The organism is Parapusillimonas granuli (genome assembly GCF_013416525.1).
In the GTDB taxonomy this organism is placed as follows: domain Bacteria; phylum Pseudomonadota; class Gammaproteobacteria; order Burkholderiales; family Burkholderiaceae_B; genus Parapusillimonas; species Parapusillimonas granuli.
This window is the reverse complement of the sequence record NZ_JACCEM010000007.1, coordinates 50719-74215: the sequence shown is the minus strand read 5'-3', so window position 1 is coordinate 74215 and position 23497 is coordinate 50719. Positions and strand designations below refer to the sequence as shown.

Sequence of the window (23497 nt, the reverse complement as noted above, 5' to 3'; positions counted from 1 at the left end):
TGTTGGGAAAATCAGTGAAAGAATCGTCGCGCGTGGTCAACGCCGGCATACCAGAGGACTATTTCCCCCCCTGTTCCGGTAGGTCGCCGAAGAAGCGCCGGTTGGCGGCCTCGGCGGCGCGTAGGCACAATTCGTCCGTCACCTTGGAGCGTTCTTCACGGCATAGGCGACGAACTTCCTTGATGCGCTCGGGGTCAGTGGTCAGCGATTCCACCGTATCGGCGGGCGGCGCTGGCTTGCAGCCGGCCAGCAGTACAGCCAGAGCGAACATCATCACTTTGTTCATGGCGCTATCTCCTCGTCAACGTCAGACTCAAGCTGTGGTGCACGGCGGCCTTTCACCACCGTCATGGCACGCTCGATAAACCGCGACAGGTTCTCGGATGGCTCCGCATCCAGTCGCAGCAGATAGGTCGTCAGCATCGGCGGCCGCCCCGCCAGAGGACGCGCCACGATGCCCGGCTCGCGGCTACCGTTGATCTGCGACGCGCCCGCCAGACCTAGCGCCATTCCGGCCGCGACCATTGCCATCATCAGGTCTAAGGAGATGACCTGCTCGGCCACCAACGGCTCCTGATCCGCCGTACGCAGTACACGTTCAATCTGCCGGCAGTAGCCCTCGCAAAACAGCGGATCGCCCATGACCAATGGATAGCGTAGCACTTCATCCAGTGGAATCCGTTTGTACTTGAGCAAGTCATGCCGCGCCGGCACCGCCACCAACAGCGGATCGTTCCAGACGGGCAATGCGGCGATGCCATCGCCCACCTCGGCGGACTGCGCGAAGCCTACGTCGTACAAGTCGTCGTGCAGGCCTTTGATCTGCTGCGCCAGCGGCACCTCGAACAGCCGAATCTCGACCTCGGGCTCCTCCTCCCGGCACATCGCCAGCAAGGCAGGCAGGCGCGACGGTGTGATGCCATCTGATAGGGCAATACGCATCTGCCCATGAAAGCCATTGGCCGCCGCCTTCACGCTGTCGCGGGCCTGCTCCAAGGCAGTGAAGATGCGGGGGACATGCTCAAGGAACAGCTTGCCAGCGCGGGTCAGCCGCGTACTGCGAGTGGTACGGACGAATAGCTGCGCGCCCAGGTCTTCTTCCAGTTCTTTAATGGTGCGCGACAACGGCGACTGGTCGATGTGCACCCGCTGGGCCGCGCGGGTGAAATTCAGCTCCTCTGCAACCGCAATGAAATAGCGCAAATGTCGAAATTCGATCATCGATGCTCTGCTATTTGCATGTTTGGAAGTGCAAGGCAAGGAGCATGGGTGTGCATGACGCACCTTGATGTCCGGACGACGCGAGAAAGGAACATCGGAACCGCCCAATTTTCGCAGTACGGTATGCTCAACGTCGAACTAAAGCGGGATGCGCACGTTCAAACGCCGCAGCAAGCTGTAGCACTTTCGCATCGTCTCCGGCCTTCCCCAGAAATGACACACCGACCGGCAAATTCCCGGCCACCAGCCCGCCATTGACTGTTACCTCAGGGAAACCGGTCGTCGAGGCGATCTTTGCTGCGGCGTAGGCATATGCCTTGCAGACAAAAGTCGGATCGGTCTTGCCGGGCACCACCGGTGCAGTGCATCCAATAGTGGGATAGAACAACGCGTCGTATCCGCCAGCCTCCATTAGGCTTGTAATCTCGCGCTTGATTGACGGGATCACCACGCTGAGTAGCCGGATATACTCCGGCGAGTCCGTCGTCCTGGTTTCCAAATTTTCGATCAACCCTTTGTAGCGCCCCGGGTTGATTGCCCGAGTGCCAGTGGCGGTTAGCTTGTCCAGACGGGCCATGAACTCACGGAGGTCCCTCGGCTGACCACCGGACAATCCGGCTAGGTAGGTCTCAAACTGAGGCTTAAACTCTGCAACACCTATTGGTCCCAATACGTCGGGCTGAAGTGTTTCAAACACCTTGGGTAAACGGATGTTGACTACGCGCGCGCCTGCCTCCTGCATGGCGGCGATAGCGCTCTGCTTGACGGCATCAACCTCAGGATTCGCTCCGTCGAAATTATCGACCACGGCGATGACTTTGCCTGCAAGAGTGCTGCCTGCAAGTCCGCTGGCTATAGGCTTTTCCAGATGCGCGATCCCTTGCGTGGAGGCATCACGCTCGTCCTCCCCCTTTATGGCGTCGAGCACGATCGCCTGGTCTTCGACCGTCCGGGTGATGGCTCCAACCACATCGGCTGTCAGCGACATCGGAATCACCCCGGAGCGGCTCACCAACCCCATGGTCGCACGCATGCCGACTGTGCCGGTGACACTTGCCGGAGAGCGGATGGAGCCCGTCGTATCGGTCCCAAGGGCGAAGGGCGCGAGCCGCGCGGCCACCGCTGCGGCCGAACCGCTGCTTGAGCCGTCTGCAGTCCGCAGCGGGTTGTAGGGATTAAGCGTCTGGCCGCCCACTGCGCTGTAGCCGTACCAGCCGTAGGACGCAGCCAGCTCCGACAGGTTAGTCTTGCCTAGCAGGATCGCACCCTGGTCGAGAAGCTTCTGCACTACAAAGGCATTGGTCGAGGGCATCGACTGTGCCAAGGCCAGCGAGCCGCCCGTGTTGGCTAGGCCGACTGCATCGAAGTTGTCCTTGGCAAGAAACGGTATGCCTGCGAGGGCCTGACTCGGCTGTCCTGGAGCTTGTTGCGCACGGCTGACGTCCCAAGCCTTCGCCTGCTCAAGGGCCTTACCGTTGACCGCCAGCACCGCATGCACGCCACCGGCAGGCTGATCGATAGTCGCTATGCGTTCGAGGTAGGCGCCGACCAGTTCAACGGAGGTGATTGCGCCGCGGTCCAGCGCGATGCGCAGCTCGGCCAAGCCCATGTCCAAGATCCGCTCGGACGGCATGGCTGCCGCGGCCAGCACAGGAGTTGCCGCCAGGACGAAGAGGCCTGCAGCCCAGCCGCAACGCCTAGAAAAAGCAAGGTTTTTGCCCATGGTGTTTTTTGTCCTTTATGACGCTCAATTGACCGTAGCACCGGAGGCCTTGACGACCTCGCCCCACTTGAGCCGCTCTTCGCGCAGAACGCTCGCGAAGCTCTCGACGCTGCCCCCCAGGGACTCCGGAATGACCCCCAACTCAAGGAGCGCTCGGCGCAGGTTGACCTGTTTCAGCCCGGCGTTGATTTCCTGGTTGAGCCTAGCGACCACTTCCTGCGGCGTACCGGTGGGGGCAACCACGCCGAAGATCACTGCTGCTTCGATGTCCGGATAACCGGCTTCGGCCATGGTCGGGATACCAGGAAGTACCTCGGTCCGCTTGGCGGTCGTGACGGCCAGTGCACGCACCAGCCCGGACTGAATACTTGCGAGTGCGGCAGTGATAGAGGCGAAGAACAAGTCCACGTGTCCGCCGCTCAGATCGGTCATAGCCGGTGCGGCACCACGATAAGGAACGTGAAGCAAGTCCAGCCCGGAGGTTTTCTTCCACAATTCACCCGCCAGATGCCCCAGCGTGCCATTGCCTGACGATGCGAACGTAAGGGGCTTGCGCTTGGAGGCTTCCACCAAGTCGGCGACGCTATGGTGTGGTCCCTTGCCCGAGGCCAGCAATACCAGTGGCACCTTGGCGATCAGGGAGACCGGAACCAAATCCTTTTCGATGGCGAAAGGAATGTTCTTGTAAAGAAACTGGTTGACGGTGAGGTTGCTGGATTCCCCCATGGCAATCGTGTAGCCATCCTTGGAGGCTTTTGCCACACGGTCGAGTCCGATATTGCCTCCCGCTCCGGGGATATTTTCGACCACCACCGTCCACCCAAGTGAAGTCGACAAGGCATTGCCGATCTGCCGGGTCATCACATCGGTTCCACCTCCTGGCGGCGCAGGAACGACGAATCGAATCGGCTTGGTGGGATATTCCGTTTTGCTGTGTGCAAAGCCTGCAAGGGAAAGAAGCGTCATGCCCCCTGCCAAACGCAGAATGGTGCGGCGATTGGCGCAAGGGTTGATCTGAATGGGTGTATTCATTATGGAACCTCATTGGTAGCGATTAAAAGACGATCAAAAACTACCGACCGGCATGTTTTTATTTTCTATGAATTGGTAGAGACTGAATATTCAAATTCGTTGGGCTGTTGATGCTTGCTTGTTATGTTGGCTGCCGCAATAACGGAGATTTCGATGCGTAGTTGTGGCGAGGCCAATTGCGCCCGCACGGTACAGCGTGCAGGCGCATGCTCGGCCGGCACCCAGCGCTCCCAGACCTGGTTCATTGCGCCGAAGTCGTCGATCTCGCGCAGGTAGATCGTGGCCGACAGGATGCCTTCCTTGTGGGTGCCCGCTTCGGCAAGGTAAGCATCAATCCGTCGCAAAACTTCCTGCGTCTGCTCCTCAATAGAAGATGCAGTGGTACCGCTGGAGGTCTGACCGCTCAGGAAGACCAAACCGCTGGGATGGATTACGACTTTGCTGAGGCGGGCATTGCTGTGCAGGCGTTGGGTTTCTGTGTTCATCGTTGCGCGGTGGGTGAAGATTCGTCGGGATCGAAACTGGCGATCAACGAGAGGGGCAGCGGTTTGAGCGGCGCCCTGATGTGGTAGGCGCCGACCTGATCGACATCCAGCCCTGCGCGCTGCGCCAGCAACTGCGAAACGGGCGTGCCGCAGACGCGACCCTGGCACGGCCCCATGCCGCATCGGCTGAAGAACTTGGTCTGATTGGGGCCGGCGCAGCCCAGGTCGGCCATCTCGCGAATGGTTCCGGCGCTGACGCGCTCGCAGCGGCAAATGGTGGTGTTGTCCGCTGGCTGCTCGATCCAGCCAGGCGGACGGTACAGCGTGTCCAGAAAGGGGCGGATGGCCATGTCCGTCTTCAGTCGCGCGCGGTAGTGCTGCAGGCGTTCCTCTGACGGCTGCGCGCCCAGGGCGCTGGCCGCACCGAGCGCGGCCAGCGCCCCGCGTGCGGCGGCGGCCTTGGCGCCGGCAATGCTGGCGCCATCGCCTGCGACGCTGACACCTGGCCTGGAGGTTTGCCCGAGCGCATCGCAGACGACCTCCCAGGCCAATTGCTCGGGATTCCAGTGGTGCGCCAGGCCCAGCAGGCGCGTGAGCTGGTGGTTGGGAACCACGCCGTGGTGCACCAGCAACGTGTCGACGTCCATTTTCTGGCGGGTGCCCTGGCACTCGAACTGGATGGCATGCAACCGGTCGGTGCCGAGCGCGCGCAGATCGGCGCTGCCCCTGAACCACGGCACACGCCCGGCCCAGATGCCCAGCAGCATCGCCGCGCCTTTACGCAGGTCGCGGTGCGCGCGCAGCGCCGCAGGGAGTTTGCCGATGGCGCGGCGCACGTTGTAGAGTTCCCCGGTCTCGATCACGGCGGCCAGCGTCGCACCGGCCCGCAGGAGCTGCTGGGCCACCAGGAGCACGAGCGGCCCGCAGCCGGCGATGGCGAGGCGCCCCGACGGAATCACGGCATCGGCCTTGAGCGCGATCTGGGCGGCACCGGCGGTCATCACGCCCGGCAGCGTCCAGCCCGGAAACGGCGAGGCGCGCTCCATGGCGCCAGTGGCGACGATGATGTGTCGCGCCCGGACCTGCCTGAAGACACCATCGGTCTGGAAAGACACATCCAACTGCGACGACACGTCGAACACGAAGGCACCGAAGCAGGTGTCCGCGCCGCTGGCATCCAGCCGGGCCACCAGTGCGCGGCCCTCGATGTAGTCCTTGCCGAGCACGCGCGCGGCCTGCGGGCTGGCCTGCTGGACGCGACGGTAGATCTGGCCGCCGGCCTGCGGCTGTTCGTCGAGCAGCAGCACCTTCAGCCCCAGGTTTGCGCCTTCGGCAGCGGCCGCCATGCCGGCAGGCCCGGCGCCGATTACCACCAAGTCGTAGTCCATCAACGCTCCTTCACCGCGCGGGGGCCCTGGGGCAGGCACACCTTCATGCCGGCACGCACCCTGACCTGGCAGGACTGCACGTTGTCCACACCATCGACCTGCACCAGGCACTCAAAACACACGCCCATCAGGCAGTAGGGAGCACAGGGCTCACCGCGATGGTTGCGGCGGGTGGCGTGGTAGCCCGCTTCGAGTAGTGCGATGGCCAGGGTTCGGTCTTGCGCGACCGTGACCGTGGTGCCGTCCACATCCAACTCCACCTTGGGTTTGGGCGCAAGCCCATCCAGTGGTTTAAACATCGAATCTCCTTGAACTGAACCCTGCGATGGCGCTGGGCTTGCTGCCGCCGGCAATCCAGTCCGCCACTGGCCCGGCGTGCTGGGGCGCCAGGGTGATGCCGCTGTGGCAAGTCACCAGAAAGGCGCCGGGATGCCGCTCGGATTCGTCGTAGATAGGGTAGCCGTCGGGACTCATGACGCGCAGTGCGCCCCAGGTGCGTACCACGCGCACGTCGCGCAGGCACGGGAAGGTGTGCACTGCGCGGCTAGCGATGCGTGCCAGCACCTCCCACGTCGTGCCAGTATCGAGGCCGACCTCTTCCTTAGAATCCCCAATCTGCACGGTTCCGTCGGCGGTCTGACGCACGTGCAGCGTCGGCTGGTACAGAAACGGGGCCGTGCGCTCGGTGATGAGCAACTGGCCGCGCACCGGGCGCAGCGGGGCCTGGAGGCCGACATCGGCTGCCAGCACCGCGCTGCCCAGCCCGGCGGCGAGCACCACCTTGCCGGCTTCGATGGGCTGGCCCGCGGTGGCGGCCAGGAAGCACTGGCCGGGCCGGGGCGTCAGCGCGCGCACGGGGGTGCGGGGCAGCAGCACGCCGCCTTGCACGGCAAAGGCATTGAACAGTGACCGCAGCAGTTGCAGCGGGCTGACGTGCCCGTCAAGCGGACAGTAGGTCGAGCCCGCGATGCGGGGACTGACGTGGGGCAGGCGCGCTTGCGTCTCGGCCCCCGACAGCGCCTCGAAGCGGAACTTCCCTGCCATCTGCTCTTGCATGCCCTGGAGCATGGCCACGCGCTGCTGGTACTCCAGCGCGTCGGTGCAGATCGTGAAGCCGCCGGACTGCGATAGCTCCACATCCACGCCGCTGCATTGCTGCAGCGCGCGGGCAAAGCCGGGCCACATCGCGGCTGCGTCGATGGACCAATGCGCATAGGGGGCGAACTTGGCGCCCTTGCCTTGCACCCACGCCAGGCCGAAGTTGCCGCGGGAGGCCCGCAAGGCGATATCGCCTTCGTCCGCCACGCACACCGTCAGGCCTTGCCTGAGCAGCCCGCAGGCCACGCTCATTCCCACGACTCCGGCGCCTACCACCAGCACGTCGAAAGGGCCACCAGCCAGCCTGCGCGCACGACCTTGCGCGTCGCCTGCCGGCAGCGTCAAGGGCAGATGCCTGGTAGACATCACACCGTCCCATGCAGCGCGAGCGCTTGCTTCAAAGGGGCCGTATTGCCTTGGGCGAACTGTTCCAGGCTGGCCAGCACGGTTTGCTGCTGCGTACCCAACGTATGGGCGGTCGCCTGCCGGAACTTGGCGACCAGATCCTCCCACGTCAGCGGCCGGATCGGGTCTCCCCGTGGGTCTACCACCGGCGAGTCCAGGCACTGGCCGCCTTTGAGCACCACCGTCACCCGTGATGGCGAGCGTGCGGGAAACAGCGGTTCGATCATGGGATCATGGTGAACCGTGACCCGCTGAGCCAACTGCAGCAGGTGCGGATCGCATAGTTGCGATGGCTTCAATGGCAGCAGCGCGCGCTCCCCACCGGCTGCCGCAGCGGCCATGCAGAACGGCACGCTGTACTGCGCATCCACGAGCGAGGCGGGTTCGGCCCGGTTGGCGAGGTTGAAGGTAGCCCGGTAGGTGTGAACCTTCAGCGCCACGATGTCCCCGATCTCGAACGGCTGCTGCTGGCGCAGTGCGAGGAAGGCATCGAGCGCGCCGTGGATGTGGCGGCAACAGCCGTAGGGCTTGAAGTAGACGCCTTCGATTAAGGGCGTACCGCCCAAGCCTTCCAGCATGGCCTGCGCGTCGAACAATGCCGGGTCGTCGAAGATACCGAGGGGGCCGGTCGCGCCGGCCCTTGCCATCTCCAGCGCTGCCAGCCCTGCAAGGCAGCCATAAGGAATGCCTTCCTTGACGTCCGAGCCCGCAATGCCCGCCAGAGCGGGCAGCCCCGGCGCCGCCTGGGCGGCGATGGCCAGCGCGTGGGCGATGTGCTCCGCGCTGGCGCCATGTAGGCGGCCGATCACCGCGATCACGCCATAGGGTGACCACGCCCCGGAGGGGGCATACGACGGGCGCCCGATCGCCACACGCAATGCCACCTCGTAGCCCGCCACGATCGCCGCGAGGATCGTATCGGCCTGGAGATCCGGATCGGTTCCCAGCACCGCAAGCGCCGCGGGGATGACGGCGGCGCCGGGGTGGCCACGTGCGCGCCGGTAGCCGTCGTCCAGATCCAGCGCCGCCGTGGCGGCACTGTTGGCGACAAGTGCGGCGCCCAGGGACCCATGGTCGCCAGTGAACCAGATGGGGGCATGCCCCGGGCCGAGCAGACGCACGGCGCCCTCGCGGGCAGCCATCACACCTGGCAGATCCAGCGCGGCGCCGGCGCTGGTCAACACGTCCAGCAGGCATTTGAGCGCGGTGTCGCGTGTCGTGCGAGACAGAGGGATGGCCCAACTGCCAGCCGCGTAGCGCGCAAGCGAGTGCGCGGTGGAGATCGCCGCCGGCGATGCACTGACACTGCTTGAGTTCGATGTATAACTGAATGGCATTTATGTATTTGCGGGAGGAGTGACGGATAATTAACGTGAAATATTGGTTATTATTGCAATCGTATAGCGCTCCGCTCTACGAGACTATTGCAATATTTAGCCCTGCTTATGCCTAAAGGTAATTAATGAAAAACAACATCAACTTGCGACACATTGAGGCGTTTCGGGCGGTGATGCTGTCCGGCAGCGTCGTGGGGGCGGCCGAACTGCTCAGCGTGACCCAGCCCGGGGTCAGCCGAACCATTGGGCTGCTTGAGTTGCGCCTGGGCTATCCCTTGTTCCACCGCAAGGGTCGCCGTCTAGTAGCCACGGCCGAGGCCGAGGCGCTTTATCGTGAAGTCGAGCAGATCTATGGAGGCATCGAGCGCATCGCCCAGGTCGCGCAGGATCTGCGCCACCACCGCGCGGGCGCGCTCAAGGTCGCTGTACTGCCGGCGCTGGCGCAATGGCTGGTGCCCGACGTGCTTGCCAAGTTCATGGCCGAGCGGCCGCAGGTCACGGTATTCTTGCAGTCGCTGCCTTCGCGGCAAATTGCCGAACTGGTCTCGACGCGCCAGTTCGAGGTTGGCGTAATCGAGTTGCCGCTGGCGCGCGCGGGGGTGCATGTCGCGCCATTGCCTTCGGGTGATATGGTGGCGGTACTTCCCGCCCGCCACCGCCTGGTGGATCGATCCGAGATCGGCCTGGCCGAGCTGGCATCCGAGCGCTTGATCCTGCCCTCGCAGCACAGCTACGTGCGCTACCAGATCGACGACTCCTTCAACCAGCGTGGTCTGGCAGCGCAGGTCGTTGCCGAAACCCCGACCTCTTCCATCGCATGCGCGCTGGCCGCGGCAGGCGCCGGTATCGCCCTAGTGTCGCGCTGGGTCCCGACGCCGATCAGCGACCCGCGCTGCGTGGTCAGGCCGCTGCAGGAGCGTATCCAGTCCCAGTATGGCGTCGTGACGCCATCGAATCATCCGTCGATGGTGCTGGCAAGCGAGTTTTCAGAGTTGCTTGCCCTGCGCATGGCGCAATGACCCAGCCAAGCTGATGGGGGCACTGGCTGTGCCACCAGCATAAGTGGGGGCAGAACTGTGGTTGCTCCTGTATCCCAAATCGGGGCATCTGCGGCGGATATCTGCGGTGCTCAGGCGTCTGACGGAACACTGGACACTCCAAATTAAGTAGGCCGAATCAACCGACTATAGGTCCGTGCTGCCGTCCAATCTCCCACGATACGTCACCGCCGCGCACCATGGCGGCGAGCTGTTGCCCCAGCCGCTGTTCGATCACTGGCCGCCACGGCACGAGCGAGAAACCTAGGCCATCATCCAGCACCGCGTAGCGGCCGCTGGCGAGCATGACGCTGCGCCGATAGATGCCGGCCACGCGCTGCCCTTCCCCTAAGGGTCGATGCTCCAGGCCGGTTTTGGCAGCAATGTCCTGTGCGGCCTTCGCCATATCGCGCCCACGCAGCGTCGCCAGCAGGTTGCGGGCGAGGATCACGCGCTGACCGCGCCGCTCGGCCAGCCCCTGTTCGACTAGGAAATCGGCGCGTTCGCGTAGCGCAACTTTGACCTCGGCCCCAAAGCCCAGATCACCCAGCCCATTGCCGCCGCCGATCAACTGCTGATCCAGCCAGGTCACGCCGATCACGCGGGCCTGCCGCTCGATGGGCAAGTGCGATTTCATTTCCACCGCTACGCCGCCTAGCCGCTGTATGTCATACTCGCGGCCACGCTCGGCCAGGTCGTCTGGCACCTTCCATAGCCCCTCGGCTACCCGTTCCACGATACCGGCGCGGCGCAGGGCTTCGAGCCGTCGGATGTGCGCCGCAACGACTTCCTGCGGGTCGCGGTTGGGCTTGGCCTGGACTTGCTCGATCGCCAGGTGATGGTCGGTGCGGTACAGGCCATCGCTTGCCAGCGTGGCAATGTTCTTGTCGGCGGCGCGCACCTCGGCAGAACCGCGCACCTCCACCACCGCGCCACTCGGGTAGTTCGCCAGCTCGTCGCGGGCGCTCAAGGCGACGTAGTGGGCTTTGCCGTCCACGCCGTCGATGACCAGATAACCGCGGTCGTGCAGCTCTTCGGCCAGCCCCTTGGCAGCCACACGGCCGATGATGGTGCGGCCACTTCCATCCACGTTCTGGCCCGGCTCAAACACCGCCAGCTCGCGCGGCTGGCCGTTCATGGCGCGCTGCATGGTGCGGATGATGTCGCCGCGCTCGCCCAGGGCGCGCAAAGTCTTCTCCGCGTCCGCATGGACGGCCCAGGTGCCGGGCTGCGCCTCGTCGGCCAGACCGAGGCGCTGCAAGCGTTGCAGGCGGCCGATCAGCAGCAGTCGCTGGCGTTGCAGCCGGGGCTCGTTGAAGCGTTCGGTCCGCACCCGGCCATCCTCGCCGGCCTCGCGCTTCAAGGTGCGATCCAGGCTCGTCCACCGCTCCTGATCCACCTCGCGCGTCAAGGTCTGCCGGATCTCCAGTTCGGTACGCGGCCCCAGCCATTCGGTCGCCAGTTCGGCGGCGCGGTGGCGGAAGCCGTCGGCGATGTAGTCGCCCGCGATGATGAGGTCTTTGCTGGTGTCGTCGCGCCCGCGCACGATCAGGTGGGTATGCGGGTTGTCGGTGTTCCAGTGATCCACAGCCACCCAGTCCAGCCGCGTCCCAAGGTCGGCCTCCATGCGGTTCACCAGATGCCGGGTGTAGGTGCGCAGGTCGCCCAGCTCTGCACCGTCCTCCGGGGAGACGATGAAGCGGAAATGGTGCCGGTCGTCGGCGGCCCGCTCCTTGAAGGCATCAAGGTCGGCTTCGTCGGTCTGCGGCCCGTAGGCCCGCCCAGGTTCGCCATCGCGGCCCGCGCCGTCGCGTTCGATGTAGCGCAGGTGCTTGGCGAGCGATTGCGGGCTGGCATTGCGTTGATTCACCAGCAGGGTCTTGATGATCACGCGCCGCGACATGGGCGTCAGCGTAGCCCCGGCGAAACGCGTCGCCGTATGGCCCCGCCCCAGGCGCGAACCGGGCCGATGGCCGCTGCCGCCAGTGCCAGGACGGCGCACCGCCGACTTGCCGCTGCTGGCCTTGCCGGCCTGCTTGAGCACCTTGGAAACGAAGCTCTGCCCCTGGCCCTTGCCCCGGTTCTTCGGGGCGCTGGAGCGCACCCGGAAATCATCGTCGCGGCGGTCGGTCATCGCTGCTCTCCCCGCAAGCTACGGCGTGTCCGGTCGTGCGAAGCACGCGGACATGCCTGCATTGGCGCGACCTTCGCGCCCAACGCGGTACGGGGGCGAAGCCGCTGCGTGCCGCGCCACCCCCATGTGCAGACAGGCTTTCGACGCGGCCCGGTGCCGCGCCCTTTTGTCTTGCCTTCCGCCTTTGCCCCTCGCTGGCGCTCCGGGCGTCGGCGGCCCGGCGGCGCTGCGCTGCTTGCAGCCAGCCCGCCGGCGAACACGCCAATGGCCGCAGGCCAGGCGCGTTCGAGGCAAGACGCCTGCACGTTGGACGGCTGCGCCGAAGGCAGCGCGAAATGCGGCGCGAATGCACCCGCACTCCACGCGCGACGACACGGCGAAGACCTGCAGAACGACGCGCCTGATAGCACGACAAGATGCACGGCAACGTGCAGTGAATCGGCGGCCATCATGGGCGTGTCTCCAGCCAGACAGGATGCGCAACGCCGATCACGGCGGATGCGCTGACCGGCCCGAAATAGCGGCTGTCGAACGACGCAGGATTGGTCACGCTCAACAGGAACAGCTCGTCCGGGTCGAGGCGGCGGCAAAGCTGCAAGGATGGCAGCGGCCGGCCCAGCCGGTCGGCAGGTAGTGCGGCGGCCATCGGCACGTCGTCGATGCGTACCTGACCCGCGACGATGCAGACGTGTTGCGGCGCGACCGCGCCCACACGCTTGAGCAGCGGAACGTGTACGGGCAGGTAGCCGCGCTGCGCAGCGAGCGCGGCAACATCTGGCGGCAGCGTGGTCAGGACGATGCTGCCCACGGACAAGGGACGTGGCAGCGAGCCGTAGCCGTGGCGCTGCGGATCGACGCGATACCAGCCGACCGGAACGCTGTCGGACGGGTTGTAGATCAGGCGCGGCAGCGGCTGCACGAAAGCAGCCCAGGCCAGCGCAGCGAGGCCGACGGTGGCGAAGCCCGCCAGCACGAGGCGAGCGCGCAGGTACGAGCGAGGAAGCGGCGCGGCTTCGGGTGGGCGTGCGACGGTGGGATGGGCCGTCATGGCAGTGCCTTCCCGGCCAGCCAGGCGGCGTGCCTCTCGGCGGTGTATTCGGGCAGCGGCGAATGCGCGGCGAGCCGGTTAGCGAGCGTGCGCCAGTACGCGGGCGACACGTCGATGGCAGCGATACCCAGCGCCTCGATGCCGTCGATGCGTTCCAGCACGGCGCGCACATTGACGTCACCTTCAGCATGCAGCAGCAGGCACGCGCCTGGCTGCACGCCGGGGATGCGCTGCACGGCCTCAAGCGGTGTAGCAGCCTGCATCACCATGAGCTGCCAGCGGATCGTGCCGTAGTCGTTTGCCTGCCAACGAACGCGGCAGAGGATTGCACCCGGCATGAACATGGCACAGCGCCGCCAGCGATCGAGCTGGAGCGTGCGCGCCGGTTCGCCGAAGCGCAGGTAGAGCTTGAAGCGCGGCTCGATGTAGGCGAGCGATACGCGCGTCAACGGCGCGCTGCTAGGCTGGCTGGAAGGTGCAGCGTGCGCAGTCGTGATCGCGATGGCGGGCGGTGCGGTAGCAGACAATGCTGATGTAGTCATGGTGTGTTCTCCCTGCGGTGTTCTGGAAACTCGCGCTCCAGCAAACCGCGCAGCAGGTCGGCCACGGTCACGCCTTGCGTGAAGGCCGACACCTTGATGCGCGCCCGCATGGCGGGCGTGATGTCGAGGGTCAGGCGAGCGGTGTAGAGGTCGCCTTTGTTGAGCGCATCCGCGTCGCCCTGGCGAATCCACGCCTCAGCGTGCGGATTGGCGGGCGGACGCGCGCCGATGCCGACCCGCTTGGCCAGGCGTTTGCCGTTGGGTGGGTTGCTGTTGTCGCTCATGACGGCCACCTCAGCAGCTCATCGACCAGCGCAGTAATTTCCTGCGCCGCTGCGCTATCGGGAGCTGTCTCCCGCGCCAATCGCCCCGCAGCCACGCTGTCGGCAAAGACGATGCGCTGGCGCACCTCGCTGCGCAGCGCTGGCAACGGCTGTTCGGCCAAGGATTGCCGTGCTTCGCGCCCGATCACCGTGGTGCTGACGCGCCGGTTGATGACGAAGGCCGCGCGTAGCCCAGGCCGGAACACCTGAGCCTCACGAATCAGCGCCACCATCTCGGCGCTGGCCCACAGGTCATAGGGGCTGGGTTGTACCGGGATCAGCACCCGTTCGGCCGCCAGCAGCGCAGAACGCGCCAAGGCGGCGATCCTGGGTGGCCCGTCGATGATGACGTGATCGGCCCGCCTGGCCAGTTCTGGGGCTTCCTGGTGCAGTGTTTCGCGTGCCAGGCCCACGGCGCTGAACAGCCGGGGCAAGCCCTGCTGGCTTCTGCGCTGTGTCCAGTCCAGTGAGGAACCCTGCGGGTCGGCATCCAGCAGGATGACGTGCTGGCCCCGCAAGGCCAGTTCGCCCGCGATGTGCGTGGCGAGCGTGGTCTTGCCGACACCGCCTTTCTGGTTGAGCACGGCGACGATCATGGCGCGGCCCTCCTAGCTGGAAGACCGGGCTGTTTTTGCCGTGTCGAACGGGGTGATTTTTGCGGCTTTTCCTGGCCGGTTTTTCCGCCTTCAGCAGTTGTCCACCGCAATGCTGCTTCTCTACCAATAGTTAGAGAATTTAAGTTAGTAATGTTAGAGGGATCGCAAACCCGCGCGGTTACTGGCTTTCCGGCGTTTTCGTACTCCTGATAGCACGATAGGCGTACTCCTGATAGCACGACCCCATCCACAGCTTGTCCCGCTGTTATCCCCGTGCCGTCTGCGGCACGGGTCGGAAGGTCAGCAATTCCATGTCGTCCTCGGGAATCCGCACGATGCCCAGCTCGTACCCCGGCAGCGATTGCCGGGCGACCAGCACCCGCAGGTCGTAGGCGAAATCCGAAAACCGCGTGCTGCTGCCCGACTTGCGGTGCAGGTGCCGGAAGTCGAACTGCCAGCCGTATTCCTGCCTGCCGCCATGCTTGCGCACCAGACGGTACAGCCAGCGCTCGATGCCGCCCGTGAGTCGGAAGTACGTCTGGTCTATGGTCAGCACCAGAGCAGCATCCAGCACGCCGGCATAGAACCAGTCCGGCAGGATCAGCTCGATGCCCAGCGGCGTGCCGTTGGCATCGGCCAGCTCTTTCCACTCGTTGATCCACGAGAAGCGATGCAATCGCCTTCCCGTGGTTTCGCGAATGGACGTGGCTACCGTGGTCGATTGCAGCCGATCCAGCGCGGCCTTGAGGCGCAGGTAATCGCGCAGCGACTTGCCGCGCCCGATGAAGCGCAGGATCTCGTAGGGCGTGGCCTGCATCCGCCGGGACGGCTGGATGCCCGCGTCCTTGGCTTCGACGATCTGGCTGGCCGCCCAGATCAGAATGTCGGCATCCCAGATCGTGGCAATGCCATGCTCCTGCGTGCCTTCCACGCGGATGGTGATGTTGCCGCTGCGAAAGTCGAGCGGCGCGGTGCGCCGCGACTTCGCCAGCGAGAAAAACGGATAGGCCATCAAGTCCTGGCTGTCGCGTGGCGCCATGTCGCCCGGCAGCGCGCGGAACAGGTCGAGCTGTTCGCGCTGCGGCAAGGCTTGCCCTGACGGGCTGGACATGGCGAAGGCCACCCACGCGCCGACGGTCAGCGGCCATCACGGTAGTCGCCCGCATGGCGCTCGGCGTACTCCGGGTCGGAAGTCGCCTCATAGCTACGCGCATCGGCCCAGGCGTCCAGGTCGGACACCGCGTACATGACACGGCGGCCGAACTTGCGGAACTTCGGACCGCCGCCTATCACGCGCTGTTTCTCCAGCGTGCGTGGCGAAAGGCGCAGGTATTCGGCGGCCTCGTCGTTGGTCAGGTAGCGTTGGGGCTGCGCGGGCGCAGCGACAGCAGCGGCGGCAGGCCGCAAGGGAGCAGGTCGCATGGGATGTACCTCCATCAAGCCCAGCCACACCACGCGGCCGGATAGAGGCACTTTCAAGAAAGATGGGCTTCTTGCTAAGGGACGAAATGCAGAGCCTGCAAAATGTCCCCCCTTACTGCGATGCAACTGGCGGGAGCTGCGCCAGGCTGCGATAGCCGCCGCACATCAGCGCCTCGCCACGCCTTACCAGCCGCCGCACGCGGGCACGCAAGGCGCTGTCCTTGTGCCAGTCGGCCACGACGGCATCTGCGCCGAACAGCCCTTCGGCGACTTCGCGCAAGGACGCGCCCGCCAGGGTCGCGTCGAGCGCCTGAAGCGTGTGCAGTTCCAGCAGTGCGGATAGCGGCGGACGTGACCGGACGGTCGCCGCAGGTACGGCACCGGTGGCTACGGCGATCTTGTTCAATTCTTTTGTCAGGGCCGCATAGCGTTCGCAAGGCGTAGCACAGACCCGGACGGCATAGGCGTAAGCCATGCCATCGGCCAAGCCTGGCGCGAGCACGAAGCGCAGGCAGCAGCCGGGCCAGCGCGCCACCAGCACCAGGCGCTTGCCGTCATGGGTCAGGTGTTTGTGGCCCGGCAGCTTCCAGAACTCAAAGCACAGGGCATCGGGCGGCGGATCGGCATCCGGGTAGAGTTGCACTACGGCATCGTGATCGGGGAACCAGGCCGGGTGCGCGTCCCGCGCATCCAGGGCGGGATCTTCCAGCAGACGCAACCCCCAGCGCTCGGCAGCATCCGGTTGGCGACGACGGCGCGACCAGTCGCGCCGGTAGTCGGGATGGCGGCGCAAGTACTCCCAGGCCAGTGCCGGGCCATCCAAGTGCAGAACGTAGAGATAGGCCGCCGTGGCATACCACGGCTCGGCACTGCGATCAGCCATGAAGCAACCTCCCTGTGCTGGGAATACGTCGCCACGGCGAAACGGCGTGCTACGAGGCCATCGTCAAAACGTCATGGGTGAAGCGTAAACTGGCAGTGTCAAGACCGATGAACTCCGATGCGTTGCTGAAATCGTCCGAGTGCGACGGCGGCAACGCACTCCAATGGCATGCCGCGTCGGTCAGCTTGCCGCAGCCCGCGCCAGGCATCATGACCGTTTCGATCAGGTATGCACCGCTTCGGTGCAACACTGCCGATTCAGACCGAACGGGTCACAGACCAGACCGAAATAGACACAGTGCGCTCCGCTTGGCAGTAGTGCTCAATCGGTGATCGAGCCGTTGTCTGCGGCGAGCCGCAGGTATTCCGACAACCGCCGTACCGGCTGGAAATAGCGATCCCGCATCACGGGCTGCTCGCGCGGTCCGACGATGGCGGCCAGGTCGGACAACTTCACAGTGCCCAGCGCAGGCATGCCAATCCCCAAGTCGATCAGGCCGTGGACGGTATCGCCATCGGCTGGGTCGAGCGAAGCCAGCAGCCAAGTGGCATGCGCATCTGGCGTGAACAGGCGCACCACGGGCAGCGGGTCGGTGTCCTGCCCGGCGGCGCGGGCCTCGCCGTTGGCCAACAAGCGCGAGCGTTCGTCGGCGGTGATGAGCGGAGTCATGGCTGTACGTCCACGGACTTGCAGAGCAGCAGAGGCGCTTTCACGCCTTCCAACGAAAGCACCAATGCGCAACCCCACGTATCCGCAGAGACGTAGAAGCACGAAGGCACATGCACGGAAGTCAGGAAAGACACGGATCAGGCTCTCCGCTTTTGAAGATAGCCGCCAATGCGGATTTCAGTAAAGGCACAAACGGTCAAAATGAACACTATAGATTGTAGCCCTATAGGACTCAATAAGTTGTCATTCTGGATTTTGGGGAAAGTTCAGAATGACAGCGTTCAAGCCATCGTTGCCCGATGCACTGCGGCGGATCAGAAAGGCGCGTGGTCTGAGCCAAGAGGCGTTCTCGGATGTATCTAGCCGCACCTACATGAGTGCGCTGGAGCGCGACCTCAAAAGCCCGACGCTGAACAAGCTGGCCGAACTATGCGAAGTCATGGAGATTCATCCGCTCACACTGGTGACGCTGGCCTATGCAGGACGCGACCCGCTCAACGCCGATCAGCTCCTTGCTCAAGTCCAGCGGGAACTGAACGAAATCGTTGCAGCATCGAAAATAGAGAACCCATGATCGCGGCCTAGCTGGCCGTTAAAACACCAGATGACTATACCGACACATTGCGGCATGCCGCCGCTTCATCTGAACATTGAAGGTCTTCGCTCACATGCCATGCTTGTAAGCATATTTATGCCCGAGCCAGATGTTTCAGTCGAAAAAAGAAAGTGGCGCTCTTGGTTGGTGCATTGCCTTGTCAAGACGGCCCGTCACTACAACGATGCGCGGTTGTTAATACTTGCGCAGATAAGCGAAGGTCAACGATCTTCTGCCGAGATGGCAAAAGGCCGACTTTTGCCTGTGTTCGACTTCGCATTTGCTATGGAAGACTGCATCACATCACTTGAAAAAGCGATAGCGTGCATCCGGGCTTTGTCAAAAAAGGGGGAAATGCCATCGGCATTTGTTCTCGCGCTAGATAACGAGCGGCAATCCCTAAACGATTTTCGCAGGCAACAGGAACATATGCACTCTCAGATCGCCGCAGGCCAAACCGGCGATGGCCCGATCCTCGTGACGCTATCGGACGATGGTGATAGCATGAAACTCCGCAGTCTTACTATGTCATTCGTTGCTCTGTTTACATTGATCGACGCTATCTACCGTGATATAGCGAGCCTCTTCCCTGCGCACGATATTCAGTCTCCCCCATCACCGGGAGGTATGCCTCAAATCTCAATGTCCATGACAATTGAGGTTGTCCAGGGTGAACCCAAACTGCCGGACATTCCATCATAGGAAAGCCCCGCCGCAGTGGACGGGGCTTCATGGCTCCGTCAGGCTGCCTTTGGCTTGCTGCGCGACCAGATCAGGTCGTGTGCGCCGCCCTCGCCTTCGATCAGGCGGGCATAGACCGTTGCAGGGAACGATGGATCATCAAGGGTCACGGACACATAAGGGCGTCCGGCCTCGCTGGTCTTTTTCCACGCTGCGCCGATATCGTGGCCAGCCGCTTGCAGACGGTAGTCGGGGGCGCTCTCGTTGTCACCCTTGTCGTTGGGAACCAGCTTGACCTTGACGTTGAGCATCAGGGTGCGAAGCGTGCCGGTGAAGCCGTCTTTCTCTGCGGTGAAGGTGCCGATGTTAGTCATGATGATTTCTCCTTTCGGGTTGAACAAGGTCGCGCCAGTGCGTCCTTGTTGTGATCCGCCCGGCGGGGGATAGGCTGGCCGCACCGCGCAGCGGTCGCAACAACGTGGAGAACCTGGAGGCGAAAAGAATTTGCCCCGCGAGGAATGCGCATAGCGCAGGGGAAATTGTTTTCGCCGCAAGGTTGCGGTCATAAAGCCCAAGGCGCAGCCGCGCCACCGCCAGGATTCACGACAAGCCAAGGACGCACGGGCCGCCTCTCCCGAATGGAGACATGACCGACTCGGCATCCTCGCATGACAGCTTCACCGGCTTGCGCCCTGACGCGGCTAGGTCAATGCCCCAGCAACAAGATACGAGCGCTCCTGCAACAACTCGCGGCCACATGCTTGATGCGTGGCGTGGAAGCTCCACATCGAGGCTAGGTGGTGTATCGGTGAACCGTCCTTCTTGACGTACAGGCAACGAACCGCCAGCGTCGAGCACGGCACGCTTTCGTGCAACCTGCCGCAGCAAGCCGGGGCGTAGTCCCACAAGCGCCGCCTATTGCGGCGAGGTGCTGTCGGAATGTCGGCGGCGCGTGCGCCGCGCCGCACTTGCATGGCTTCAATGGCTTTTGCGCACAAGGCGACTTGTGCGCGGCCCCTTTGCCGCCTTCAGTCAGGCGGCAAAGGGGCGTTTTGGCTTTGAGCCTTGAAACCGGGTGCGGCCACTGCCGCGCGCGGGGTTGCTTCCTATTCTTTGGTTTCGATGATCCACCACATGGCACGCGGCAAGGCGCAGCCCGTGATGGGGTGTAGGTCGGTCAGGTCGGCACGGGCTGTCCAGCCGCGAGGCGGACGATAGCCGCGCACGTCGCTATCGCCATGCCAGCGGCGGGCGCGTATCGTGCCGAGGGCGTAAGTCGCGGCCATGCGCGGGCGGTTCGTGGTGTCGTGGCTCATGGGGGAATCCTCGGCATGAAAGCGCCCCGGCCGGAACCGGGGCGCTATCTGTGGTGCGGGGTCAAGCGGCCAGTGCTTCGGCTGCCTCGTCCGTCACCACCTCCTGCACGGTCTGCTGCGTGGCTTCGGCGGCGAAGATGGCAGGCATCCAGCCGGTGCCATCGGCCAGCCGTTCGGCTTCGCTGGCAATGTCGCCTTTTCTCAACTTCGCCAGCCGGGTGACGTGCTCCGGTGCGAATTCGTCCACGGCTTCCAGAATCGCGGCCTTCGGCACATGCTGGAAATAGCCGTCTGCGGTCGGCTGCCACCATGCCGCCATGTCCAGCGCCACGGCCTGCGCCAGTTCGGCACCCGACTGGTGCTGCGTGGCGCGGGGCGTTACCACATCGACCGTGGATGCCACGCATACGGCCAGCAGGCGTACCAGTTCATCCTGCGGCTTCGCCAGCAGTGCGGCGAACAGTTCGGCGCTGTCCTCCGGCAAGGCTTCACCCGCTACCTGTTGCAGTTCGCGCAGTGCCACGGCGGCGGGCGATTCCAGCCAGTCCGGGGCCATGCCTTCCAGCCGATCTTGCTGGGTTAGCTTCACGCCCAGCGGCAGATCGTGGCCGTAGTGGCTGCCTTGCAAGACAGTCTGCACCATGCCATGCACCAGTGCGGCCAGCGCCACCTGCGGATGCCGGGCCACTTCGATTTGCAGCGCGGCGGTGCGGTGGGCACTCAAGCGCTGCGCCAGCCGGTCGGACATGGCAGCGGGCTTGGGGGCGTCGTCGGTTTCCTCGCCGGTGTCGTCGTTCCCGGCTTCGCCCTCGCTGCCGAAACCTTGCCGCAGCCGTTCAAGCGTGCGCAGTGCCTTGGCCTCGGCTTCGCGCAGCAGGCCACGATGAATCACGGCCTCGCCATTGCGGTCGATGGTGACGATGGCACCGGCGGCAGCTTTGACGGCTTCCCCGTAGCCCTGCAAGCCATCTTCCAGTGCCTGCAACTGTTCACCCAGGTGTTCGCCTTCCTCCTGCAAGGCGTCGGCCTTTTCTTCGTCGTCGGCGTCCAGGGCGGCGTCCACGGCTTCGGCCAGTTCATGTAGCTTGGTTTGCAGCTTCTCGATGCGTGCGGCTTCGCGCTTGTTGGGGTTACGGCGCTGCCTCGGGGCGCGCTGGAAGGCTTGCAGGTCGGCATGGGTCGTGCCGGGGGTTGCATCCACCCATGCCCAGCCTTCGGCCTTCACCTCGGCGGCAAGGCTGGCCAGCTTGTCCTGCGCCAGCCGTTCCAGCAGCGTGGCATCGGTCAGATACATGCCGCTATCGGCTTCCGCGAACAGATCGCGGCGGGTGCCACCGCCTGCGGCCTCGTAAGCATCCAGCCCAACGAAGCACGCCAGCGGATGCCGGTGGGCGTCAATCTCGCGCTCGGTCAGGCGGTCGCGCAGATTGTGCGGGCTGCGCTGCCAGGTCGGCGCATCGTAGAACGCGGCTTCCTGCGCGGTGTGGTCGTCGGTGATGGCAAGGGCCATCAACTGATCAAGGCTCACAGCCTCGGCGCGGTAGTCGGCCAGCAGGCGCGGCGACACGTTGGCGAGTTTCAGGCGGCGCTGCACCACCAGCGGCGTGACGCTGAAATCTGCGGCAATGTCCTCAATGGGGCGGCCTTCGGCCACCAGCGCGGCAAATGCCTCGAACTGGTCAGCGGGGTGCATGGCTTCGCGCTGCACGTTCTCGGTCAGGCTGGCGGTGCGGGCGGTGCCATCGGCAACCAGCAGGCAAGGCACGTCCCATTCCTTGCTGATGCGGCGCTTCTTCGCCAGCAGCTTGAGGGCGGCAAGGCGACGGCCTCCGGCCACGACTTCGTAACGCTCGCCGTCAGCGGTCGCGGTCACGATCAGGTTTTGCAGCAGGCCGACACGCTGGATGCTGGCGGCGAGTTCGGGAATCGACATGCGCGGGGTCTTGCGCACGTTGCGGCCCGTGGGGCGCGATACCAGCCGCAACAGCGGCACAAGAATCAGATTCTTGCTCGGGTCGGCGGCTTCCAGCAGCACGGCAGGCGCGTCGCTGGCCGTGGCGTGGATGGCTTGGGCTTGGGTGTGGTTGATGGCGTTCATGGTGAAAACTCCTTGCGATGATGGAATGCAGCAGCGAATGACGCGGCAAGGGCTGCTGCCTGCCCCTGCCGCGCAGGGAAATCAGGCTTTCAACTGGCGCAGACCATCGGCCAGCAGCCACAGGGCGCGATTCAGGCGCACATCGGAATCAATGCCCAGCACCGGACGGGTCTGCTGGCGGCGTCCGTTGGCGCTACGCCCGTGCAAACCGCCTTTGGTCAGGTTCTCTTGGGTGCGGTTGAACACGCTCCACAAGTCCGGGCGGCGGTCGTCGAACCGGCGTGGCATCAGGATTTGCGATTCGGTGATGGGTGCGGGCTTGTCCGGGTCGTCGTACTTGAGCGACAGCGCAGCGCGGGCGAATACTTCGGCCTCGCCTTCGTCCAGCGTAATGGCCTGCATGGATTCGCGGGATTCCAGCGCACGGTCAAAACCGTGCAGTACCTGATAGGCTCCTTCGATCACTTGCCCGGCCACGTCACCCTTATGCGGCACGCGCACATCGGCCACGGTGTCGCCGCAAACAAGGCCATTGCTGCACACGAAACGGAACATGCCGGCCAGCATCTGGTAGCTGCTGGTGCCATCGTGCGAGTTCAGCAGGATGATTTCGTTGGCTTCGCCTCGGGCGTTGATCTGGCTGGCGTGGCGCAGCCGGATCATGTGCTTGGTGTAGTCGCGTCGGTCTTCGTGGCGGGTGCGAGTCTGCGTCACCATGAAGGGCTGAAACCCTTCCTTGCGCAGTTCAGTCAGCACCGTGGCGGTGGGGATATAGGCGTACCGCTGGGAACGGCTTTCGTGGGGCGCTTCCGCAAAGATGGACGGGGCCACGCGGTGAATCTGGTCATCGGACAGCGGGGAATCGCTGCGCAGTACCGGGGAACGGGAAGCGAAACGGGATGCAAGCATGGTCTTTCTCCTGACGAAAAGGGTTTGCTGTTCAAACCGCACACCGGATTCCTAGATTCGGAGCCCAGCCTTTCGGCTGTTCGGTGCGGTTGGCACGAGGAACCCGGTTGGCCCTGTTGCCACCGTCTTTCCTGAGTTCATCGCCCGCGGCCAAAGGAGCGCGCGGACGGGGGCCGTCAAGGAGACAAGCGCAGGGTTGGTGCGGCCCGCAGGCGCAGCCGAGGACACGGCCCTGCGCGCCTTGACGGCACACGGAAGCGGGCTACGGTCGCGGGTAAGGTGATGAAGTCAGGGGAGACGGCTGGACAAGGCAACGGCCATCCCTGTGTGCTGACCGCACGCAAGCGAAGCGCGCAGGCCCGAAGCTGGAAGCCGGGCCGTAGGCGTCAGGGATGTGGAAGGCTGGCGAATGCCAGTCCCGTCAGGGATGAGCGGATAGCGAACCTGGAGCAGCGTGGTCCGCGAAGCGGAGACGCAAGCAGATGTTTCGCTTAATATCTACGTGTACGTGCTATTGGGATTTCACGAAGAAGTGACATCAGCTTATGGAAAGCG

Annotated in this window: 25 protein-coding genes; 3 read left to right on the top strand and 22 right to left on the bottom strand. The window is 64.3% G+C overall.

The genetic code is table 11. The annotated features are described in order from the left end of the window. Nucleotides 1-58 precede the first annotated feature (58 nt). The 9 genes from H0A72_RS13850 to H0A72_RS13810 form a co-directional block, all read right to left on the bottom strand. Nucleotides 59-286, bottom strand: a complete 228-nt coding sequence (locus H0A72_RS13850; RefSeq protein WP_180156295.1) for an EexN family lipoprotein — start codon at nt 284-286, stop codon at nt 59-61. Then, nucleotides 283-1218, bottom strand: coding sequence for a LysR substrate-binding domain-containing protein (locus H0A72_RS13845; protein ID WP_180156728.1), 936 nt, complete (start codon nt 1216-1218; stop codon nt 283-285). Before H0A72_RS13845 ends, H0A72_RS13850 begins: the two co-directional genes overlap by 4 nt. Before the next feature lie 130 nt (nt 1219-1348). Continuing rightward, nucleotides 1349-2944, bottom strand: a complete 1596-nt coding sequence (locus H0A72_RS13840; RefSeq protein ID WP_180156293.1) for an amidase — start codon at nt 2942-2944, stop codon at nt 1349-1351. A gap of 24 nt (nt 2945-2968) precedes the next feature. Then, entirely contained in the window at nt 2969-3976 is a 1008-nt protein-coding gene (locus H0A72_RS13835; RefSeq protein ID WP_180156292.1) for a Bug family tripartite tricarboxylate transporter substrate binding protein, read from the bottom strand. Between the two features lie 65 nt (nt 3977-4041). Then, a complete protein-coding gene (locus H0A72_RS13830; RefSeq protein ID WP_180156290.1) occupies nt 4042-4461 on the bottom strand; it encodes a RidA family protein in 420 nt (139 codons plus the stop codon). After that, on the bottom strand, nt 4458-5849 hold the full coding sequence (locus tag H0A72_RS13825; protein ID WP_180156288.1) for an FAD-dependent oxidoreductase: 1392 nt from the start codon (nt 5847-5849) through the stop codon (nt 4458-4460). The genes H0A72_RS13830 and H0A72_RS13825 overlap by 4 nt, the downstream gene beginning before the upstream one ends. Then, entirely contained in the window at nt 5849-6148 is a 300-nt protein-coding gene (locus tag H0A72_RS13820; RefSeq protein ID WP_180156286.1) for a (2Fe-2S)-binding protein, read from the bottom strand. Before H0A72_RS13820 ends, H0A72_RS13825 begins: the two co-directional genes overlap by 1 nt. Further along, entirely contained in the window at nt 6141-7313 is a 1173-nt protein-coding gene (locus tag H0A72_RS13815) for an NAD(P)/FAD-dependent oxidoreductase (protein ID WP_180156283.1), read from the bottom strand. Before H0A72_RS13815 ends, H0A72_RS13820 begins: the two co-directional genes overlap by 8 nt. Beyond that, nucleotides 7313-8689: an MmgE/PrpD family protein gene (locus H0A72_RS13810; RefSeq protein WP_180156281.1), complete on the bottom strand. Its 1377-nt coding sequence runs from the start codon at nt 8687-8689 to the stop codon at nt 7313-7315. Before H0A72_RS13810 ends, H0A72_RS13815 begins: the two co-directional genes overlap by 1 nt. 125 nt (nt 8690-8814) lie before the next feature. On the opposite strand from H0A72_RS13810, the gene H0A72_RS13805 reads away from it, so the two are divergent. Beyond that, a complete protein-coding gene (locus H0A72_RS13805; protein WP_180156279.1) occupies nt 8815-9708 on the top strand; it encodes a LysR substrate-binding domain-containing protein in 894 nt (297 codons plus the stop codon). 157 nt (nt 9709-9865) lie between these two features. On the opposite strand, the gene H0A72_RS13800 is transcribed toward H0A72_RS13805, so the two are convergent. From H0A72_RS13800 to H0A72_RS13760, 9 genes are all read right to left on the bottom strand, one after another. Continuing rightward, nucleotides 9866-11860, bottom strand: a complete 1995-nt coding sequence (locus tag H0A72_RS13800) for a relaxase/mobilization nuclease and DUF3363 domain-containing protein (RefSeq protein ID WP_180156278.1) — start codon at nt 11858-11860, stop codon at nt 9866-9868. Nucleotides 11861-12308: 448 nt separating this feature from the next. After that, a complete protein-coding gene (locus H0A72_RS13795; protein ID WP_180156276.1) occupies nt 12309-12908 on the bottom strand; it encodes a S26 family signal peptidase in 600 nt (199 codons plus the stop codon). Then, a complete protein-coding gene (locus H0A72_RS13790) occupies nt 12905-13450 on the bottom strand; it encodes a DUF2840 domain-containing protein (protein WP_180156274.1) in 546 nt (181 codons plus the stop codon). The genes H0A72_RS13795 and H0A72_RS13790 overlap by 4 nt, the downstream gene beginning before the upstream one ends. Further along, on the bottom strand, nt 13447-13734 hold the full coding sequence (locus H0A72_RS13785) for a chromosome partitioning protein ParB (protein WP_180156272.1): 288 nt from the start codon (nt 13732-13734) through the stop codon (nt 13447-13449). The genes H0A72_RS13790 and H0A72_RS13785 overlap by 4 nt, the downstream gene beginning before the upstream one ends. Then, on the bottom strand, nt 13731-14369 hold the full coding sequence (gene parA / locus H0A72_RS13780; RefSeq protein WP_180156270.1) for a ParA family partition ATPase: 639 nt from the start codon (nt 14367-14369) through the stop codon (nt 13731-13733). Before parA ends, H0A72_RS13785 begins: the two co-directional genes overlap by 4 nt. A 265-nt stretch (nt 14370-14634) precedes the next feature. Further along, a complete protein-coding gene (locus H0A72_RS13775) occupies nt 14635-15480 on the bottom strand; it encodes a replication initiator protein A (protein ID WP_218953325.1) in 846 nt (281 codons plus the stop codon). A gap of 26 nt (nt 15481-15506) precedes the next feature. Beyond that, nucleotides 15507-15791 (bottom strand): helix-turn-helix transcriptional regulator, encoded by a 285-nt coding sequence (locus H0A72_RS13770; protein WP_104550134.1) that lies wholly within the window; start codon nt 15789-15791, stop codon nt 15507-15509. A gap of 112 nt (nt 15792-15903) precedes the next feature. After that, the gene (locus H0A72_RS13765) at nt 15904-16674 is read right to left on the bottom strand and encodes a DUF2285 domain-containing protein (RefSeq protein WP_180156265.1); all 771 of its coding nucleotides are present in this window, start codon (nt 16672-16674) and stop codon (nt 15904-15906) included. Nucleotides 16675-16995: 321 nt separating this feature from the next. Next, the gene (locus tag H0A72_RS13760; RefSeq protein WP_180156263.1) at nt 16996-17343 is read right to left on the bottom strand and encodes a DUF2958 domain-containing protein; all 348 of its coding nucleotides are present in this window, start codon (nt 17341-17343) and stop codon (nt 16996-16998) included. 271 nt (nt 17344-17614) lie between these two features. Between H0A72_RS13760 and H0A72_RS13755 the strand changes: the two genes are divergently transcribed. Both H0A72_RS13755 and H0A72_RS13750 read left to right on the top strand, forming a co-directional pair. Next, nucleotides 17615-17917 (top strand): helix-turn-helix domain-containing protein, encoded by a 303-nt coding sequence (locus H0A72_RS13755; RefSeq protein WP_180156261.1) that lies wholly within the window; start codon nt 17615-17617, stop codon nt 17915-17917. A 30-nt stretch (nt 17918-17947) separates the two neighbouring features. Continuing rightward, nucleotides 17948-18640, top strand: a complete 693-nt coding sequence (locus H0A72_RS13750; RefSeq protein ID WP_180156259.1) for a hypothetical protein — start codon at nt 17948-17950, stop codon at nt 18638-18640. A 38-nt stretch (nt 18641-18678) separates the two neighbouring features. On the opposite strand, the gene H0A72_RS13745 is transcribed toward H0A72_RS13750, so the two are convergent. The 4 genes from H0A72_RS13745 to H0A72_RS13730 all read right to left on the bottom strand — a co-directional run bounded on the left by H0A72_RS13745 (nt 18679) and on the right by H0A72_RS13730 (nt 22942). Next, entirely contained in the window at nt 18679-18993 is a 315-nt protein-coding gene (locus H0A72_RS13745; RefSeq protein WP_180156257.1) for a DUF736 domain-containing protein, read from the bottom strand. Nucleotides 18994-19725: 732 nt separating this feature from the next. After that, a complete protein-coding gene (locus H0A72_RS13740) occupies nt 19726-19935 on the bottom strand; it encodes a hypothetical protein (RefSeq protein ID WP_180156255.1) in 210 nt (69 codons plus the stop codon). A 61-nt stretch (nt 19936-19996) separates the two neighbouring features. After that, nucleotides 19997-22033, bottom strand: coding sequence for a ParB/RepB/Spo0J family partition protein (locus tag H0A72_RS13735; protein ID WP_180156253.1), 2037 nt, complete (start codon nt 22031-22033; stop codon nt 19997-19999). An 81-nt stretch (nt 22034-22114) separates the two neighbouring features. Further along, a complete protein-coding gene (locus tag H0A72_RS13730; RefSeq protein ID WP_180156251.1) occupies nt 22115-22942 on the bottom strand; it encodes a DUF932 domain-containing protein in 828 nt (275 codons plus the stop codon). Nucleotides 22943-23497: the final 555 nt, after the last annotated feature.